This window comes from Mycobacterium sp. 48b, assembly GCF_048282725.1.
GTDB lineage: Bacteria > Actinomycetota > Actinomycetes > Mycobacteriales > Mycobacteriaceae > Mycobacterium.
This window is the reverse complement of record NZ_JBLVUL010000001.1, coordinates 6,571,501-6,587,823: the sequence shown is the minus strand read 5'-3', so window position 1 is coordinate 6,587,823 and position 16,323 is coordinate 6,571,501. Positions and strand designations below refer to the sequence as shown.

Below are 16,323 nucleotides of genomic sequence, written 5' to 3'. Positions count from 1 at the left end.
CTTTCTACAACCGGGTCGCGATTCCTCGCGGAGCGCAACCCTGCGGTGGGAAACGGCGAATATTGTCGGCGCGGGTGCCCGTCTACACCGTATAGCGCCGGTCGTATCCGGCCTCGCGCTCGGCGATCTGCTGGTCGCGGTCGTAATTGAGCTGCTCGGGGTTGTAGTTGGGATCATCCGGGTCGCCGACGATGCCCTGGACTTCGGAGATCTTCACCACCTGCGTCGTGACGGTGGGGTTGTCGGTGGAATCCGGGTCCACGCCCTGGAAGCGCATGGAGATGGTGCCCTGGTTCAGCCCGCCCGTGGACACCCAGTTGGCCACTCCGGGATCGTTCTTGGACACCACGATCGTGTAGGTGCCGTCCGCGTTCTTGATGGCCTGGCTGTTGTTGAGGCTGGTCTGCTCGTTGCGGGTGTCGTTGGTGATCGTCCAGTCGTTGGTCACCGGCACCACGAAGTACTCGGCCTCACCCGGATCGACGGTGATGATCATCGCCTCGTCGTCCTTGAGCTGGAAGTAGCCTGCGCTCTGCAACTGGGTGGACAGGAACTGGGCGTTGTGGGCGGGCTGCGACAAGGTGTTGGGCGCACCGGTGGCAGTGGCCACGGACATGTAGGTGTTCTCCCCGCTGATACCGGTGACCAGCATCAGCAGGGCAGTCTCGGTGGACGACAACAGCAGTGGCGCTTTGTCGAACGCCGGGATGATCGACACCAGGCTCATCAGGGCCGGATTCTCCACGACCGCCTGGCCGATCACCGGGATGGCGAATCCGCCGATCTGGCTGAACAAGCTGCTGGGCGGCCCGGCGGTCTTCTCGATGGTCAGCGTCATGGGTGTCTCGGTATTCCAGTCCCCCAAGGTGTTCCGGGTGGCCAGGATGGTCGAGTTGGCCGGGGCCTGGATGTAGTTCATGCCCTTCTCCGGGTTGGCCGGTGCCGCGTCCGGGCTCACCACGATGGTGAACGTCCCGTCGTCCCTGATGCTGAGGTCCTCACCGCTGAGATTGGCCGCGGTGACGCCGTTGATGCCTGTCAGCACACTGAAATTGGTGTTGGCGGAGGTGGGGTGGGTACTCGGGTCGGCCGGGTCGTATCCCGCGACCGTCCCGTGGATCTGGTAGGTGGAGGCGCCGTTGATGCCCGTGAACCGGTAGACGGTGTCGGGGTTGTCGTACCAGATCCGGGTGCCGCCGGCGTCCTGCCCGTTCCAGCTGTGCGGTGGGTTGACCTGGAGCAGCAGCTTCGGATCGTTCGAATTCAGCAGCAGGAACTCGGTTGCCGATTGGTTGGCGAACTCGGTGGCGGCCTGGTTGAGCTGAGAGAGGTTCGTGAAGTCGGGGCCACCGACCGTCGCGAAGTTCTTGACCGCCTCGACGTACCAGGCCGCCATCAGGACCACCTTGGCCAGCTGAACGATCGGCGTGTTGACGATCTGGCTGACCTGCTGTTCGGCCGCGAGCTGGTCTTCGGTGGCCAGGGTGCTCGTTGCCGCGTCGGTCACCTCCGCGGTGGTGACTTCCGAGGTGGTGACGCTGCTTTCGACCTGTTGGGTCTGCTTCGACCGGTTGAAGAGGTCGATCGACGGGGCCTGGCCGTCGCGGCGTGACCAGCCCAGCAGCGCCGCCAGGCCGATGTCCTGGACCGGGCTCACCGGCGATTCCGGGATGCGCGGTTTGAGCCGCTCGGTCACGTTCGCCACCAGCTCGGGTATGGCCTGGGCGGACGGCGCCTGGATCCGGGGTGTGAGCGCCGGAATCACCTTTCCCGCAAGGTCATTCGTCACGGTCTTGGTGACGACGGTCAGCGACTCCAAAGGGGAGGAGGCTTCGGCCTTGACCTCGCCCTGAGGCCTGGTGTCGAGCGTGGCCGGCCGCTTGCGGTGCGCATCGGCCGACGAAGTGATGGCCCGGGTGACCGCCTCGGTGGCTGTGGTGGATTTCGCCGCCACCTTGCTGTCCTTGCCACCGGCTTTCCGGTCGGTCGATGTCGCCGAGGATCGACGCTGGACGGCCTTCGCATTGTCCAGGGCCGACTCCACCTTGGCCGACACCTCGCCGAGCCGTTTGGCCAACTTCTCCGGACCCGAGGACGACGGCTTGCGGGGTCCTCGCTTCGGGGTCGAGCTGTCGGTCTTCGGGCTGCTGGTCGCCCCCGACGACGTTCCGGACGAGTCCGAGCCGCCGGTCCCGGCGGACGCGATCGCGGTGCCGTTGGCAACCGCGACACCGATTCCCAGGGCGACGGCAAGAGCGCCCACCCGCCCGATGAATCGTGCCCCTCCGGCGGTAGCGGACGTCGTCGTCATGTGCTCTCCCCCAACTGTTCTGGCTGCAACAGAACGCAATTGGCCGACTGTAACAAGTTCCAGTTCGGTCTCGGGCGAGTTTGGCGGGACTCTGATTTTTTGTCGTGCGGGCGGCTGTCAGGCCTTCAGGTCCCGCACGGCTTCGATGCGCGCCTTGAGCTGATCGGTGGTCGCGGCGGCGACCGGCGGGCCGCCGCAGATGCGGCGCAGCTCGTTGTGAATCCAGCCGTGCGGTTTACCGGTGCGGTGATGCGCGATGGTCACCAACGCGTTGAGTTCACGGCGCAATTCCCGTATCTGGCCGTGCGTGGTGCGCGGCGAGGGTGGACCGCCCGATACCGCGGCTTCGGCGGTGCGCTTGGTGAGTTGCTCATCCTGCCTGCGGCGCAACAGATCTCGCATCTGCTCGGCATCGAGCAGGCCGGGGATACCGAGGTAGTCGGCTTCCTCGTCGCTGCCGGCCGGGGTGGCGGTGCCGAAGGACGAGCCGTCGAAGATGACCTGGTCCAGCTCGGCGTCGGCGCCGAGGGACTCGAAGCCGTTCTCGAGTTCGCTCTTTTCGTCCTTGCGCTTCTCGGCAGCTTCGAGCGCCTCGTCGTCGAGCCCGTCGGACTCACGATGCGGCTTGCCCAGCACGTGGTTGCGCTGGGCTTCCATCTCGCTGGCGAGCAGAAGCAGGTTGGGAACCGACGGCAGGAAGATGCTCGCGGTCTCGCCGGGGCGGCGGGAGCGCACGAACCGGCCGATGGCCTGCGCGAAGAACAAGGGAGTCGAGGCGCTCGTCGCATATACCCCGACCGACAGCCGGGGCACGTCCACGCCCTCGGACACCATGCGCACCGCGACCAGCCAGCGGCTGGTGCTTTCCGAGTACTGACTGATCCGGTCGGACGCGGCCGGATCGTCGGAGAGCACCACGGTGGGCGCTTCGCCGGTGATCTTGGTGAGCAGGTCGGCGTAGGCGCGGGCGGTGGTCTGGTTGGTGGCGATGATCATGCCGCCGGCGTCGGGCACATGTTGACGCTTCTGCTGCAACCGCTTGTCGGCGGCGGCGATAACCGCGGGCATCCACTCACCGGCCGGGTTGAGCGCGGTACGCCAGGCCCGTGCGGTCTGCTCGGCGGTCAGCGGCTCGCCGAGTCGGGCCGCATGTTCCTCGCCGGCGCTGTCGCGCCAGCGGGCCTCACCCGAATAGGCCAGGAACACCACGGGCCGGACCACCCCGTCGGCCAGCGCATCGGAGTAGCCGTACACATGGTCGGCCCGGGAGCGCTGGAACCCGCTCTCGTCGGGCTCGTAGTTCACGAAGGGGATCGGGCTGTCGTCGCTGCGGAACGGGGTCCCGGTGAGGGACAGCCGCCGGGTGGCGTCGTCGAAGGCTTCGCGCATGGCGTCGCCCCAGCTCTTCGTGTCACCGCCGTGGTGGATCTCGTCGAAGATGACCAGGGTCTTGCGGTTCTCGGTGCGTACGCGGTGCCGGGTCGGATGGCTGGCGACCTGGGCGTAGGTGACGACGACGCCGTGATACTCCGCCGAGGTCTGGGAGTTGGAGTTGCTGAACTTCGGATCGAGTGCGATGCCGTTGCGCGCCGCCGACTGGGCCCACTGGATCTTGAGGTGCTCGGTGGGCACCACCACGGTGATCGCGTCGACCGTGCGATCGTTGAGCAGCTCCGCCGCGATCCGCAGCGCAAACGTCGTCTTACCTGCGCCCGGGGTGGCGACCGCCAGGTAGTCGCGCGGTTTGGCAGTCAAATACCGCACCAGCGCCTTGCGCTGCCAGCCCCGAAGTGCCTGGGTGCTGGGCGCTGCATCAGCCCGCACCCGAGGACTCCTCTCAGTCGGAAAGCAGTCTAGGCCAGCGCGTTACGCCGGCGCATCTCTGCAGGAAAGCGCCGGGCGTGTCGCTCGCCGAGCTGGTTGTCTGCCGCAGGCCCCGCTCGTTCGCTCACCCGGCGCGTGCCGTGTTCGCGCCGTGCACCCGCGGCGATGGAGCAAACGCTCAGCATCGCTCGTACTCGCGGGCCAGCTCGGCCTCGAGCACGGACGGCAGGTGCGCCTTCTCGTGCCGGAAGCAGCCGCCGATCGTGATCTCCACCCACTGGTGGCCGCCTTTGATGATCAGATCGACAGGCCGGCCGAGCCCGGCCAGAACGGCCGCGACGGACGTGGCGATTTCGCCATCCCGGGGTTTGGTGTTGGGCTTCATGCTGATCTCGATGCTGGAGACCGGTCGGTCGGTGGTCGGGTCGGTGCCGAATTTGCCCATGACCAGATGCGGGCCCGCGAGCCGGACGATCTCGGTCCATGCCTGCTGAGTTGCGGCGTCAGGAATCACGCCGTACGAGGTGTACGTACTGGTCGACTCGAATTCGCTCGTCTTCGGCACTTGCAGGAGCCACTGCGCGCCGTCGAGCTCCGGGTGCCGACGCAGCAACTCCTCTGCCGCGCCCGTGTCGACCGGTTGGCGCAGCGTCACGATCGCGGGGTGGTCGGCCCCCATCGCGACACGTTCGACGACAGGGGAGGACATCACGCCGAACCACCGCGCCACCACGTCGGTGCCCGTGCCGGACAACGGACGCAGTGTCACGTGGCCCTTGTTGTTGCCGATCTTCAGCACGGCGTAGTGGGTGTCGAACTCGACGCCGTTCGCGGCCGACACGAACGTGTGGACCACACCCTGGGCCTGTTCGGGGGTGGCTGCGGTAGCGAGCCCGACGTCGAGGTCGAAGAACTCGCCGTGGGTGAAGTCGTTCTTGTAGTCGACCTCGACGGTCTCGACGCCGGGTAGCTCGCGGATCTTTGTGCCGATCGACTCGGCTTCACCGCCCCGGTCGTCCACGCATCCGGCGAGCACCGTGGACGCCAACGCGGCGCAGGCGAGGGTCAGCCAGCGGTTCACGGTCAGAGGAAGTAGTTGTCGTTCTTGACGAACCACTCGGCGCGTTCCTCGTCGGTGAGGTCGGCCAGCTGGGCGAAGCCCTCGAAGTAGGCCTCCCGCGGCGCGCCGGGAGCAAACAACATCAACAACGACGTCGGCGCGTCCGCCTCATTGCGGAAGCCGTGGATTCCGCCCGGCGGGACATACAGGAAATCGCCTTGATTGCCGTCGCGCCAATCGTTTCCGTCGTAAAGCTTGACGGTGCCGGACAGGACGAAGAAGGCCTCCGACATGGCGCGGTGAAAATGCGGGCCGGGGCCGCCGCCCTGCGGGCTGATGTCGACGCGGTACAGCCCATAGTCGCCATTGGTCTGCTGCTGGTTGGCCAGGTAGTGGTACTTGACGAGGCCCAATGAGTCGTAGTCGGGCGGCTCGTCGCCGCGCTTCAGCCAGGCGCTGACTTCCGGCTCGTCCTTGGTGTAACGAGCCGGGGGATAGGGCGGCACATTCCTGGGATCCCAGAACGACACGAACGCCAGCCTAGACGCGGCGTGGTCGTTCGCGCCGACTTCGACACCAGGGTCGGTCGAATCGCGGCGGAACTGCCCTGGTGTCGAAATCGGCGAAGAGGGTGAAGAGAATTCAGGCGCGCGAGTCCTGCAAGACCGGGTACGTGACGCCGGTCAGTTCCTCGGACACCGCCCACAGCCGGCGCTGCAGCTCGATGTCGTAGGACCGCTCGTTGGAGGTCACCAGCTTCGGGTGGCCCTTCTGCTGGCCGAGTCCGTCGGGGCCGTAGTACTGGCCGCCGAGGGCGCCAGGATCCGTCGCCGCTCGCAGCGTCGGCAGTGCGCCCATTGCGGCCTCCTGGAAGAGCGGACGCAACAGCGGGACCGCGCGCTGTGCGACGCGGGGGAGATGCCGGGCCAGTTCGGTGTCGGACCCGCCGGGATGGGCGGCCAGGGCCGTGGTGTGCTGCCCGATCAGGCGGCGCTGCAGTTCATAGGTGAACAGCAGGTTGGCGAGCTTGGACTGGCCGTACGCCTGGAGACGGTTGTAGCTGCGTTCCCACTGCAGATCCTCGAACCGGATCCCGGGCGAGAAGCGATGGCCGATGCTGCTGACCGTCACGATGCGCGAGCCGGCAACCGGCAGGAGCCGGTCGAGCAGCAAGCCGGTGAAGGCGAAGTGGCCGAGGTGATTGGTGCCGAACTGCAATTCGAACCCGTCGGTGGTGGTCTCCTTCGGAGGCGTCATCACGCCGGCGTTGTTGATGAGCAGGTCGATGGTGTCGTGGTTGGCCCTGATCTCGTCGGCCGCATCGCGTACCGAAGCCAGCGAGCCCAGGTCCAGGCGCTGCAGTCCGAGGTCGGCGTCCGGTACCGACCGCGAGATCCACTCGACGGCGGCCTCTCCCTTGTCCAGGTTGCGTACGGCAAGGACGACGTGGGCGCCCTTGGCGGCCAGGGCCTTGGCGGTTTCGAGCCCGAGGCCGGTATTGGCGCCGGTCACGACGGCCGTGCGGCCCGACTGGTCCGGAATGTCGGCGGTGGTCCACTTTGTCATGAGAGACTCCTGATAGGGCTAAACGGAGTGGGCACTCCGGTTGCGTTCGAATATACGGAACGCGCGCCCCGTTTTGTCAATGGTTTGTCGCTGACTGGTTTGGAAGGTGATGGGAAATGCGCGCGGATGCGGCACGGAACCGTGCCCGGGTGCTGGAGGTCGCCTACGAAACGTTCGCGGCCGACGGACTGTCCGTGCCCATCGACGAGATCGCGCGGCGGGCGGGCGTCGGGGCCGGGACCGTCTACAGGCATTTCCCGACCAAGGAAGCGTTGTTCCAGGCGGTGATCGCCGAGCGGATCCGCAGCGTCGTCGAGGAAGGGCGGACCCTGCTGGCCGAGGCCGACCCGGCCGACGCGATGTTCATATTCCTGCGGTCGATGGTGCTGCAGTGGGGCGCTGCCGATCGTGGGCTGGTCGACGCGCTGGCCGGATCGGGCATCGACGTCAACACCGTGGTGCCCGAAGCCGAGGACGAGTACCTCACCGTGCTCGGCGAACTGCTGGCCGCCGCGCAACGTGCGGGCACGGCGCGCGGCGACGTCACGGTCGCTGATGTGAAGGCACTTCTGGTCGGGTGCCAGGCCATGCAGAGCTATAACGCCGACGTGGCCGAGCACGTCACCTCGGTGGTGTTCGACGGTCTACGGGCGAAAGGATGACGGTGACGATGGCGTCTTCGATGGTTGCATCGCGAGTAGCGTCGGCCAGATGAAATTCGGCATCTCGACGTTCGTCGACGACGACAGCATTGATCCGGTATCGCTGGCCCGAGCGATCGAGGAGCGGGGATTCACCTCCCTGATCGTCGCCGAACACAGCCACATCCCGGTAAGCCGGGAATCTCCGTATCCCAGTGGCGGGGATCTGCCGCCGTGGTACTACAACACGCTCGATCCGTTCGTCACGCTCGCGGCCGCGGCCGCGGTCACCTCGACGATCGAACTCGTGACCGGCGTTGCACTGCTCATCCAGCGCGACCCGATCCACGCCGCCAAGGAGGCTGCGAGCATCGACCTGATCTCCGGCGGGCGGTTCGTCTTGGGAGTCGGGGCTGGCTGGAACCTCGAAGAGATGCGCGATCACGGCACCGATCCGAAAACCCGCGGCGCACGGCTGGACGAGAGCATCGAGGCGGTCAAGGCGCTCTGGACCGACGAACCTGCCGAGTATCACGGCAAGTACATCAACTTCGATTCGTCCTATTGCCGGCCCAAGCCGGTCCGGAAACCGCACCCGCCCATCTATATCGGCGGCAACTCGGATGCCACGGTCAAGCGCGTGATCCGCCATGGCGCGGGCTGGATTTCCAACCCGCTCCCGAGGGACGTGTTGGCCAAACGCATCGGCCAGATCCGTGACGGCGGTGCAAAGGATGCGCCGTTGATGATGTTCGGCGCCCCCATCAAGCCCGACTATTGGCGCGCGGCCGAGGAACTCGGCTTCGGTCAGCTGGGGCTGTTCCTGCCGTCCGTCGGTAAGGACGAATCGCTGCGCCTGCTCGATGACTATGTCGAACAGGTGCACAAGTACGGGTCTCAGGCGCAATAGCCTGAGAGGGTGAGTCGGGGGACCAACTGGTGGATGGTGGCGGTGATCGCGGTCGCCGTCGTGGCGTCGGGTGTGGGGCTGCTGATCGTGGCCTCGGTGATCGTCTTCGGGTTGTCCTTCGGGGACGACGACTCCCTCGGTCTCCATGACCTGGATGCCGGTGGGGCCGGCAAGGCGATGGAACTGCGCCGCATCGGAATCCCCGACGGGTTCGCCTTCGAGGAAATGACCGTGGTTCGGCAGTTCGCGGGTGCTGATTTCTATCGAGGTCGCTACACCGCCGGTGGAGATTTCGACGCCGCGAAACAGGCGCTAAACCAGGGGAATCCGGACTTCCCTCCACTGCGGGATGTCGATTGCGATGACGAGATCGTGGATCAGGACTTCACTCACGACCCGAAATTCCACTGCGATACCCGGACCCGGCTCGCGGTCAGTACCCGGACCCTGCACGGCACCGACGTCCTGACCGACAACTACCGGGGCACCCCGCCGGACTGCGAGACCGTGCTGTTGGCCGGCAACGGCGACCGCGTCGAACTGTTCGTGCTCTCGCAGGGGCACTGACCATACGGGTCCCGCAGCCAACCCACAGCCAATCGACGGCCGGCCGGCAAGATGCGGACCTACCGTCGGCGGATGTGATCACCAGGCGCGCGTTCCTGGCGGCAGGTGCCGTCGGTTCGATCGCCGCCGGCTACGCATTGCGCGCCGGGGTGCCGGCCGCGCATGCCGACCCGAACGCCATCGCCCCGCCGTCGGTCGCGGTGACCAACAAGCGGCGCACGCCCACCCAGTGGGGAATGGCCCTGCCCGGAATCACCACGTCCTTCGCCGCCGTCGGCCGACAGGTCGCGTTGACGTTCGACGCCTGCGACGGGGCCTGTGACGACGCACTACTGGACACTCTTCAGCGCAACGGTGTGCCGGCGGTACTGATGCTCAATTCGAAGTGGCTCGACAGAAACCCGGACCGGGCGCGGCAGTTGGCCGGCAATCCGTTGTTCGAGATCGGCAACCACGGCACCCGGCATGTGCCGCTGTCGGTCACCGGGCGGTCTGCCTACGGCATCGCAGGCACCCGGTCGGCCGATGAGGTGGTCGATGAGGTGTGGGGCAATCACCAGCGGTTGACCGCCCTGACCGGCCGGGCCCCGACCTGGTTCCGTCCCGGCACCGCGCACTACGACGACGTGGCGGTCGAGATCGTGCACGAACTCGGCGAACAACCGCTCGGGTTCAGCGTCAACGCGGACAACGGCGCGACGGCGTCCGCCGCAGCCGTGCGGTCCAACGTGATGAATGCGGCCCCGGGGTCGATCGTCATCGCCCACATGAACCATCCCTCATCGGGTACCCACGCCGGATTCGCCGACGCGATCCCCGCCATGCAGGCCGCGGGCTGGCAGTTCGTGCTTCCCCGGTAGAAGCGGGCGGCGCGACCTCCCGGTGGTGCTGATGTGGCGTCTGATCCGCATTTCGCCAGCGGCGTAGTACGAGACGCTGAGCAAGCACTCATCAACCTTGCACTCGCCCTGGTCGAGTGCTAAGAATGCAGTTGGCACTCTCGATCAGTGAGTGCCAGGTCGGGCCGGTGAGGCAGGGACCGCACCTGCGGGAGCACACCCACGCCGTCCGTCGCGGGCACTGAACCTGACCACACAACGTGCGATCCCCTATCCGGAGGAATCACTTCGCAATGGCTAAGACAATTGCGTATGACGAAGAGGCCCGTCGCGGCCTCGAGCGGGGCCTGAACAGCCTCGCCGACGCGGTAAAGGTGACGCTGGGCCCCAAGGGTCGCAACGTCGTCCTGGAGAAGAAGTGGGGCGCCCCCACGATCACCAACGATGGTGTGTCCATCGCCAAGGAGATCGAGCTGGAGGACCCGTACGAGAAGATCGGCGCTGAGCTGGTCAAAGAGGTCGCCAAGAAGACTGACGACGTCGCGGGCGACGGCACCACCACCGCCACCGTTCTGGCCCAGGCACTGGTTCGCGAAGGTCTGCGCAACGTCGCTGCCGGCGCCAACCCGCTCGGCCTGAAGCGCGGCATCGAGAAGGCCGTCGAAAAGGTCACCGAGACCCTCCTGAAGTCCGCCAAGGAGGTGGAGACCAAGGAGCAGATCGCTGCCACCGCCGGTATCTCCGCCGGAGACCAGTCCATCGGCGACCTGATCGCCGAGGCCATGGACAAGGTCGGCAACGAGGGTGTCATCACCGTCGAGGAGAGCAACACCTTCGGTCTCCAGCTGGAGCTCACCGAGGGTATGCGCTTCGACAAGGGCTACATCTCGGGCTACTTCGTGACCGACGCCGAGCGTCAGGAAGCCGTCCTGGAGGATCCCTACATCCTTCTGGTCAGCTCGAAGATCTCGACCGTCAAGGACCTGCTGCCGCTGCTGGAGAAGGTCATCCAGTCCGGCAAGCCGCTGCTGATCATCGCCGAGGACGTCGAGGGCGAAGCCCTGTCGACCCTGGTGGTCAACAAGATCCGTGGCACCTTCAAGTCTGTGGCCGTCAAGGCCCCGGGCTTCGGTGACCGCCGCAAGGCCATGCTGCAGGACATCGCCATCCTCACCGGTGGCCAGGTCATCAGCGAAGAGGTCGGCCTCTCGCTCGAGACCGCCGATGTCGCGCTGCTGGGCACCGCCCGCAAGATCGTGGTCACCAAGGACGAGACCACCGTCATCGAGGGTGCCGGCGATGCCGACGCGATCCAGGGCCGTGTCGCCCAGATCCGCGCCGAGATCGAGAACAGCGACTCCGACTACGACCGCGAGAAGCTGCAGGAGCGCCTGGCCAAGCTGGCCGGCGGTGTTGCGGTGATCAAGGCCGGCGCTGCCACCGAGGTGGAGCTCAAGGAGCGCAAGCACCGCATCGAGGACGCCGTGCGTAACGCCAAGGCTGCCGTCGAAGAGGGCATCGTCGCCGGTGGTGGCGTGGCCCTGCTGCAGTCGGCTCCGTCGCTGGAGGAGCTGTCGCTCACCGGTGATGAGGCCACCGGCGCCAACATCGTGCGCGTCTCGCTGTCGGCCCCGCTGAAGCAGATCGCCTTCAACGGTGGTCTGGAGCCGGGCGTCGTCGCCGAGAAGGTGTCGAACCTGCCCGCGGGTCACGGCCTGAACGCCGCGACCGGTGAGTACGAGGACCTGCTGGCCGCCGGCGTTGCCGACCCGGTCAAGGTCACCCGCTCGGCGCTGCAGAACGCGGCGTCCATCGCGGCGCTGTTCCTCACCACCGAGGCCGTCGTCGCCGACAAGCCGGAGAAGGCGGCCCCCGCGGCCGACCCGACCGGTGGCATGGGCGGTATGGACTTCTAAGAAGTCGCAACGTAAACAGCCCTGGCGCGCTCCGCGTGCCAGGGCTGTTTCGTTGTCTGTCCCCAGCGTGGCGTTCATGCACAGCAATCCACGAGTTTCCGTGCACGGGCGTCACATTCGTCGGCATGGCTCGCCAGCCTGCGGGCATGGAACCCTTCATCGGAAGCGCCGCAGTTCGCCGCGGTGAGTTGACCCGCCGCGGATTGGCCCGCCATCACGTCGCTGTCTATCGGGACGTCTACGTCCGGCGCGACCTCGAGATCACCGCCCGGATCAGAGCTCAGGCTGCCTGGCTGTTCACCGGTGCGACGCTTGCCGGAACGTCGGCCGCGGCCGTCCTGGGCGCCAAGTGGCTGAACCCGGACAGACCCGCGGAGATCATTCGCACCGACCGTCGCGCACCCGCCGGAATTGTCGTGCGCTCGTGGACACTCGGTCCCGCCGAGACGTGCACGGTCGCCGGGATGCGTTTGACGACCCCGGCTCGCACGGCGTTCGACCTCGGCCGGTCACATCGTTCCGAGTCGCGGTGCCCCTCGTAGATGCGCTGCTCAACGCCACGAACATCAAGCCCGCCGATGTGCTCGCCGTGGCCGACGCGCACCCGGGAGTCCGGGGCGTCGCTCGGCTGCGTTCGGTGCTGCCCCTGCTCGACGGTGGAGCCGAGTCTCCTCAGGAGAGCAGGCTGCGTCTTGTCATCGTCGACGGCGGCCTACCGACCCCCGAGACCCAGATTGAGTTTCGTGACCTGCATATCCGCGTCGACATGGGATGGCGGGAGTGGAAGGTCGCAGTCGAGTAAGACGGCCTTCAGCACTGGACTGATCGGCGGCAGCGATCCTGGGACATCGACCGCATCGCATTGCTGGAAGAGGCCGGTTGGTCCGTCGTCCGGGTCAGCGCGGAGATGATGACCCGGCCGCAGATCATCGTCGACCGTGTGCGGGCGAAGCTGCGGGCCGCCGGCTGCCCGATCTGATTGGCGAGTGTGACTCTGATGCACGGATTCCGAGGTGATCGCGGGCATGAGCGCCACGCTCGGCGGGCTCGACGGGGTGTCCGCAGTTCAGTTCTCCGACAACACAATGCAGTCGCTGTCGCACTGGCCAGGCGGCCCGGGCGTCGCCGCCCGGCGATGCAACACCGCGCGGCTGGGCACGATCTGATGGGTCTCGTCGCCGGCCGTACCGGCTTGGCCTCGCCCGTCGACGATCAATGAATACCCGCCGGGCTGACGCGGGGGGCAGACCAGTGTCGCGTGCTCGTGGGACGCGAGGTTTCTCCGGGTGTGCCCTCCGACCGGGCCGACGTGGATGACGCCGTTGACCAGGTGCGGCTCCACCGCGACGGTGTGTGCGTGGTAGTTGTCGTCGACCGTGACGAGGTAGGCGAACGTGTAGTCCGCCAGCTTGTCGGCCAGCTGGTTGAGGTCCACTTTCACGCTCATGACGTGAGAATAGGCCGGTACGGGCGCCGGTGGGTCCGACCCGATGGACTGGTGCGGATTACCCTCCGCGCGGCGTGGATCCCAGCGGGTAGTTTCAACCCCATGCCCCTGCCGACGCCCTCACCCACCAGCACCGCCGTCGTCACCGGGGCGTCGTCGGGGATCGGCGCGGAGCTCGCACGGGAACTGGTTTCCCGGGGATATGGCGTCACCCTGGTGGCCCGCCGTGCCGACAAGCTGGCCGAGCTTGCGGCCGAACTACCGGGGGTCCGGGTCGAGGTGATCCCGTGTGACATCGCCGACTCCGCAGCCCGGGCAACGCTTTTCGACGAAATCGAGAGTCGTGGGCTGACGGTGGACATCCTGGTCAACAATGCGGGTATCGGCACCATGGGTGCGGTGGCACGTTCCACCCCGGACGCCGAGATCGCTCAGGTGCGGGTGAACGTCGAAGCCGTGATCGACCTGTGCACCCGGGCCGTGGCGTCGATGGTGCCGCGGGGCCGCGGCGCCATCCTCAACGTCGGATCCACGGCGGGCTTTCACCCGTTTCCGGGGCAGGCCGGGTATGCGGCCACCAAAGCGTTCGTTCGCAACTACACCGAGGGCTTGCGCGCCGAACTGGCGGGAACCGGGGTCACGGTGACGACGCTGAACCCGGGCCCGGTGCGTACCGAGTTCCTCAAGTCCGCGGGGATGGACGAACGTGCCTTTGCCGCCGCGTTCCCGAAATTCCTCTGGATGCCGGCCCGCGACGTGGCGCGGGTGGGCATCGACGCGCTGGCACACGACAGGGCTGAGGTGATCGCCGGTGCGCCCAGTTGGGTCAGCACCCGCCTGGCGCAGCTGATGCCGCGCCGGCTGCTGTTGCCGATGCTGGCCAGACAACATCCGGCGCTGCGCCGCGACTCCTCAGCCCGCTGAACCCGGCCAGCGCCGCATCCACCCCTCCACCGGAAGGTCCAGGCCGTTGCACAGAGTGCAGATGGTCCGGTACCAGCCGATGGCGATCAACAGCTCCATCCGCTGTTCCTCATCGAAGTTGTCGCCCAACGCATCCCACGTCGTCGTCGACCATGAGCCGGTGCGTTCCACCTCGTCGACCGCGTCGATGAGCACTCGTTCGGAGGCCGACCAGCCCACGTCGGCGCCGGTGACCAGAGCATCGCACTCGGCGTCGGTAACCCTCGCGATCGGACTCCAGAACGCGGCCTGCCCACCCCATTCATAGGCGCAGCCCAGGCGCGCACAGATCCGCAGGATCGCAATGGTGCGCACCCGCGGTGCAAGCAGCGTGTCCACATAGAGGGCCTCACCGAGCTTGCGCAGCTTGGCTGCCAGCTTCGGATGCCGCTGCAGGCAGCGCACCAGCAGCAGTGGCTCGTACGTCCGGTCGGGGTGACCCCAACTCTGGATGCCCGCGGCATCGTCCTCGCTCCACGGCGGGGCGAGCGGTGCGACGCGGCTCATGAGCGCGGCGCCGGCTGCCGTCCACGAACGAGTCGACCGGGGCGCGCGTCTGTCGGCACCCCGTTCTCGGCGATGACCTCACCGGAGACGACGGTCGCGACGTAGCCGTCCGCGGTCTGGTCGAGGCGACGCCCGCCGCCGGGCAGGTCGTAGGCGACGACCGGCCGGTGCAACCGCAGCGCAGCATGGTCGATGACGTTGAGATCAGCCTTGTAGCCCAAGGCAATTCGACCGCGATCGGCCAGCCCCGCGACCCGGGCGGGTACCGAGGTCAGTTCCCGGACGGCATCCGCGACGGTCAGCATCCCCGTGCCCCGGTCGCGGACCCAGTGCGTCAGCAGGTAGGTGGGGAAGCTCGCGTCGCAGATCATGCCGTAGTGCGCGCCGCCGTCTCCCAGGCCGAGGATGACGTCGTCGCGCCGGATCAACTCGGAGACGGTGTCGAGGGAATTGTCGCGGAAGTTGGCCAGCGTGACCAGCAGCATGGCGTGCCCGTCGTCGTCGAGCAGGCGGTCGTAGGCCTCTTCCAGCGGGTCCACGCCGCGGGCCCGGGCCCGGGAGCCGATGGAGTTCGACGGGTCGGGCTCGTAGTCGGGCTGCTCGCCCAGTGGATACATGTAGTCCCAGGCCTGCACCGCGAACATCAGCGGATGCCCGTCGCTGGCCGGAGAATCGGCCAGAATACGTTGGCGAACTTCGGGTTTGCGCATCTCCGCGACCCGCTCCGCGAGCGGCAGGTGAGCGATCTCGCGGTAGCTCGGGTAAAGGACGAACGGGTTGCCCGACAGCTCGAGGCCGAGCACGAGCCCGATCGGCCGGGGGAAGATCTGTGCGGAGATGCTGCCGCCGTTGGAGTTGGCCTTCTCCACCATCCGCAGCGCGTCCTCGAAGAACGGCGGCCCGGCATTGCCGACCGCCAGTGTGAACGTGACGGGCAGTCCCACGTCGGCGGCGACGTCGAACACCGTCTGCAGTGCCGGTTCGTAATCGCCGGCGACCAGATCGGGCACGAACTGGATCAGGCCGCCGCCGGCGTCGTCGACGCCCCGGGCTATCGCCTCGATCTCCGCATAGCCGGCGTCGTAACTGGGAATCGGCCTGCCGCTCTCGGTCTTGTGGATCGTCAGCCGCGACGAGGCGAAGCCCAGCGCGCCGCAGTTGACCGCCTCGGCGGCGAGCTTGCGCATCATCGCCAGATCTTCGGCGGTGGCCGGTTCCCGGTCGACGCCCCGTTGGCCCATCACGTACACCCGCAGTGGGGAGTGCGGCAGGAACGCCGCCACGTCGATGTCCAGGTGCCGCGACCCCAGGGCGTCGAGGAATTCCGGGAACGTCTCCCAGGTCCACGGCAGACCGTCGACCATGACGACGCCCGGGATGTCCTCCACGCCGGCCATCACGTCGACGAGCACGTCGTGATCGTCGGGGCGGCACGGCGCGAACCCGACTCCGCAGTTGCCCATCACCGCCGTCGTGACGCCGTGCGCCGAGGACGGGTTGAGCCGGTCCGACCAGATCGCCTGACCGTCGTAGTGCGTGTGCAGGTCGACGAAACCGGGAGTCACCAACAGCCCGGTGGCGTCGATCTCACGTTCGGCGGTCCCCGCCACCGACCCGATCTCGACGATGACGCCGTCGCGGACGGCGACGTCTCCCACGTACGGTTCGCCGCCCAGACCGTCGACGATGGTGCCGCCGCGGATGCACAGGTCATAGCTCATCTAACTAACCTACGACGCCATGGCCGATCGGGGAACAGGCGCTGAGATGTC

General features: G+C 67.1%; 14 protein-coding genes and 1 pseudogene. 7 read left to right on the top strand and 8 right to left on the bottom strand.

Annotated features, from left to right (window positions below):
* Positions 1 to 82 precede the first annotated feature (82 nt).
* The 5 genes from ACNQR1_RS32245 to ACNQR1_RS32225 all read right to left on the bottom strand — a co-directional run bounded on the left by ACNQR1_RS32245 (position 83) and on the right by ACNQR1_RS32225 (position 6,761).
* On the bottom strand, positions 83 to 2,311 hold the full coding sequence (locus ACNQR1_RS32245) for a DUF1214 domain-containing protein (protein WP_418049582.1): 2,229 nt from the start codon (positions 2,309 to 2,311) through the stop codon (positions 83 to 85).
* 117 nt (positions 2,312 to 2,428) lie between these two features.
* On the bottom strand, positions 2,429 to 4,135 hold the full coding sequence (locus ACNQR1_RS32240; protein ID WP_418049581.1) for a DEAD/DEAH box helicase: 1,707 nt from the start codon (positions 4,133 to 4,135) through the stop codon (positions 2,429 to 2,431).
* 178 nt (positions 4,136 to 4,313) lie between these two features.
* Complete coding sequence (locus ACNQR1_RS32235; RefSeq protein WP_418049580.1) at positions 4,314 to 5,216, bottom strand: hypothetical protein; 903 nt, start codon at positions 5,214 to 5,216, stop codon at positions 4,314 to 4,316.
* Positions 5,217 to 5,218: 2 nt separating this feature from the next.
* On the bottom strand, positions 5,219 to 5,725 hold the full coding sequence (locus ACNQR1_RS32230; RefSeq protein WP_418049579.1) for a cupin domain-containing protein: 507 nt from the start codon (positions 5,723 to 5,725) through the stop codon (positions 5,219 to 5,221).
* Between the two features lie 112 nt (positions 5,726 to 5,837).
* Positions 5,838 to 6,761: an SDR family NAD(P)-dependent oxidoreductase gene (locus ACNQR1_RS32225; RefSeq protein WP_418049578.1), complete on the bottom strand. Its 924-nt coding sequence runs from the start codon at positions 6,759 to 6,761 to the stop codon at positions 5,838 to 5,840.
* Positions 6,762 to 6,877: 116 nt separating this feature from the next.
* Here ACNQR1_RS32225 and ACNQR1_RS32220 point away from each other — a divergent pair, with 116 nt between their 5' ends.
* The 6 genes and pseudogenes from ACNQR1_RS32220 to ACNQR1_RS32195 all read left to right on the top strand — a co-directional run bounded on the left by ACNQR1_RS32220 (position 6,878) and on the right by ACNQR1_RS32195 (position 12,613).
* On the top strand, positions 6,878 to 7,423 hold the full coding sequence (locus ACNQR1_RS32220) for a TetR/AcrR family transcriptional regulator (protein ID WP_418049577.1): 546 nt from the start codon (positions 6,878 to 6,880) through the stop codon (positions 7,421 to 7,423).
* 49 nt (positions 7,424 to 7,472) lie between these two features.
* Complete coding sequence (locus tag ACNQR1_RS32215) at positions 7,473 to 8,312, top strand: LLM class F420-dependent oxidoreductase (protein WP_418049576.1); 840 nt, start codon at positions 7,473 to 7,475, stop codon at positions 8,310 to 8,312.
* 9 nt (positions 8,313 to 8,321) lie between these two features.
* Positions 8,322 to 8,879, top strand: a complete 558-nt coding sequence (locus tag ACNQR1_RS32210) for a hypothetical protein (protein ID WP_418049575.1) — start codon at positions 8,322 to 8,324, stop codon at positions 8,877 to 8,879.
* Positions 8,880 to 8,953: 74 nt separating this feature from the next.
* Complete coding sequence (locus tag ACNQR1_RS32205; RefSeq protein ID WP_418049574.1) at positions 8,954 to 9,739, top strand: polysaccharide deacetylase family protein; 786 nt, start codon at positions 8,954 to 8,956, stop codon at positions 9,737 to 9,739.
* A gap of 272 nt (positions 9,740 to 10,011) precedes the next feature.
* Entirely contained in the window at positions 10,012 to 11,634 is a 1,623-nt protein-coding gene (groL, locus tag ACNQR1_RS32200; protein ID WP_055110509.1) for a chaperonin GroEL, read from the top strand.
* Positions 11,635 to 11,780: 146 nt separating this feature from the next.
* Positions 11,781 to 12,613: pseudogene (locus tag ACNQR1_RS32195) on the top strand (DUF559 domain-containing protein).
* 87 nt (positions 12,614 to 12,700) lie between these two features.
* Here the strand turns inward: ACNQR1_RS32195 and ACNQR1_RS32190 are convergent.
* Complete coding sequence (locus tag ACNQR1_RS32190) at positions 12,701 to 13,081, bottom strand: pyridoxamine 5'-phosphate oxidase family protein (protein ID WP_418049573.1); 381 nt, start codon at positions 13,079 to 13,081, stop codon at positions 12,701 to 12,703.
* Positions 13,082 to 13,183: 102 nt separating this feature from the next.
* Here ACNQR1_RS32190 and ACNQR1_RS32185 point away from each other — a divergent pair, with 102 nt between their 5' ends.
* Positions 13,184 to 14,005, top strand: a complete 822-nt coding sequence (locus ACNQR1_RS32185) for an SDR family NAD(P)-dependent oxidoreductase (protein ID WP_418049572.1) — start codon at positions 13,184 to 13,186, stop codon at positions 14,003 to 14,005.
* Here the strand turns inward: ACNQR1_RS32185 and ACNQR1_RS32180 are convergent.
* Together ACNQR1_RS32180 and ACNQR1_RS32175 are read right to left on the bottom strand one after the other, a co-directional pair.
* Positions 13,994 to 14,551: a carboxymuconolactone decarboxylase family protein gene (locus ACNQR1_RS32180; protein ID WP_418049571.1), complete on the bottom strand. Its 558-nt coding sequence runs from the start codon at positions 14,549 to 14,551 to the stop codon at positions 13,994 to 13,996. The genes ACNQR1_RS32185 and ACNQR1_RS32180 overlap by 12 nt on opposite strands.
* A complete protein-coding gene (locus ACNQR1_RS32175) occupies positions 14,548 to 16,272 on the bottom strand; it encodes an N-acyl-D-amino-acid deacylase family protein (RefSeq protein ID WP_418049570.1) in 1,725 nt (574 codons plus the stop codon). The genes ACNQR1_RS32180 and ACNQR1_RS32175 overlap by 4 nt, the downstream gene beginning before the upstream one ends.
* Between the last annotated feature and the right edge of the window lie 51 nt (positions 16,273 to 16,323).

What these genes read in the sequence shown, in the direction of transcription:
- ACNQR1_RS32245 (WP_418049582.1), bottom strand. Translation starts at nt 2,311, where the DNA reads ATGACGACGACGTCCGCTACCGCCGGAGGGGCACGATTCATCGGGCGG.
- ACNQR1_RS32225 (WP_418049578.1), bottom strand. Translation starts at nt 6,761, where the DNA reads ATGACAAAGTGGACCACCGCCGACATTCCGGACCAGTCGGGCCGCACG.
- ACNQR1_RS32220 (WP_418049577.1), top strand. Translation starts at nt 6,878, where the DNA reads ATGCGCGCGGATGCGGCACGGAACCGTGCCCGGGTGCTGGAGGTCGCC.
- ACNQR1_RS32215 (WP_418049576.1), top strand. Translation starts at nt 7,473, where the DNA reads ATGAAATTCGGCATCTCGACGTTCGTCGACGACGACAGCATTGATCCG.
- groL (WP_055110509.1), top strand. Translation starts at nt 10,012, where the DNA reads ATGGCTAAGACAATTGCGTATGACGAAGAGGCCCGTCGCGGCCTCGAG.
- ACNQR1_RS32190 (WP_418049573.1), bottom strand. Translation starts at nt 13,081, where the DNA reads ATGAGCGTGAAAGTGGACCTCAACCAGCTGGCCGACAAGCTGGCGGAC.
- ACNQR1_RS32185 (WP_418049572.1), top strand. Translation starts at nt 13,184, where the DNA reads ATGCCCCTGCCGACGCCCTCACCCACCAGCACCGCCGTCGTCACCGGG.
- ACNQR1_RS32180 (WP_418049571.1), bottom strand. Translation starts at nt 14,551, where the DNA reads ATGAGCCGCGTCGCACCGCTCGCCCCGCCGTGGAGCGAGGACGATGCC.
- ACNQR1_RS32175 (WP_418049570.1), bottom strand. Translation starts at nt 16,272, where the DNA reads ATGAGCTATGACCTGTGCATCCGCGGCGGCACCATCGTCGACGGTCTG.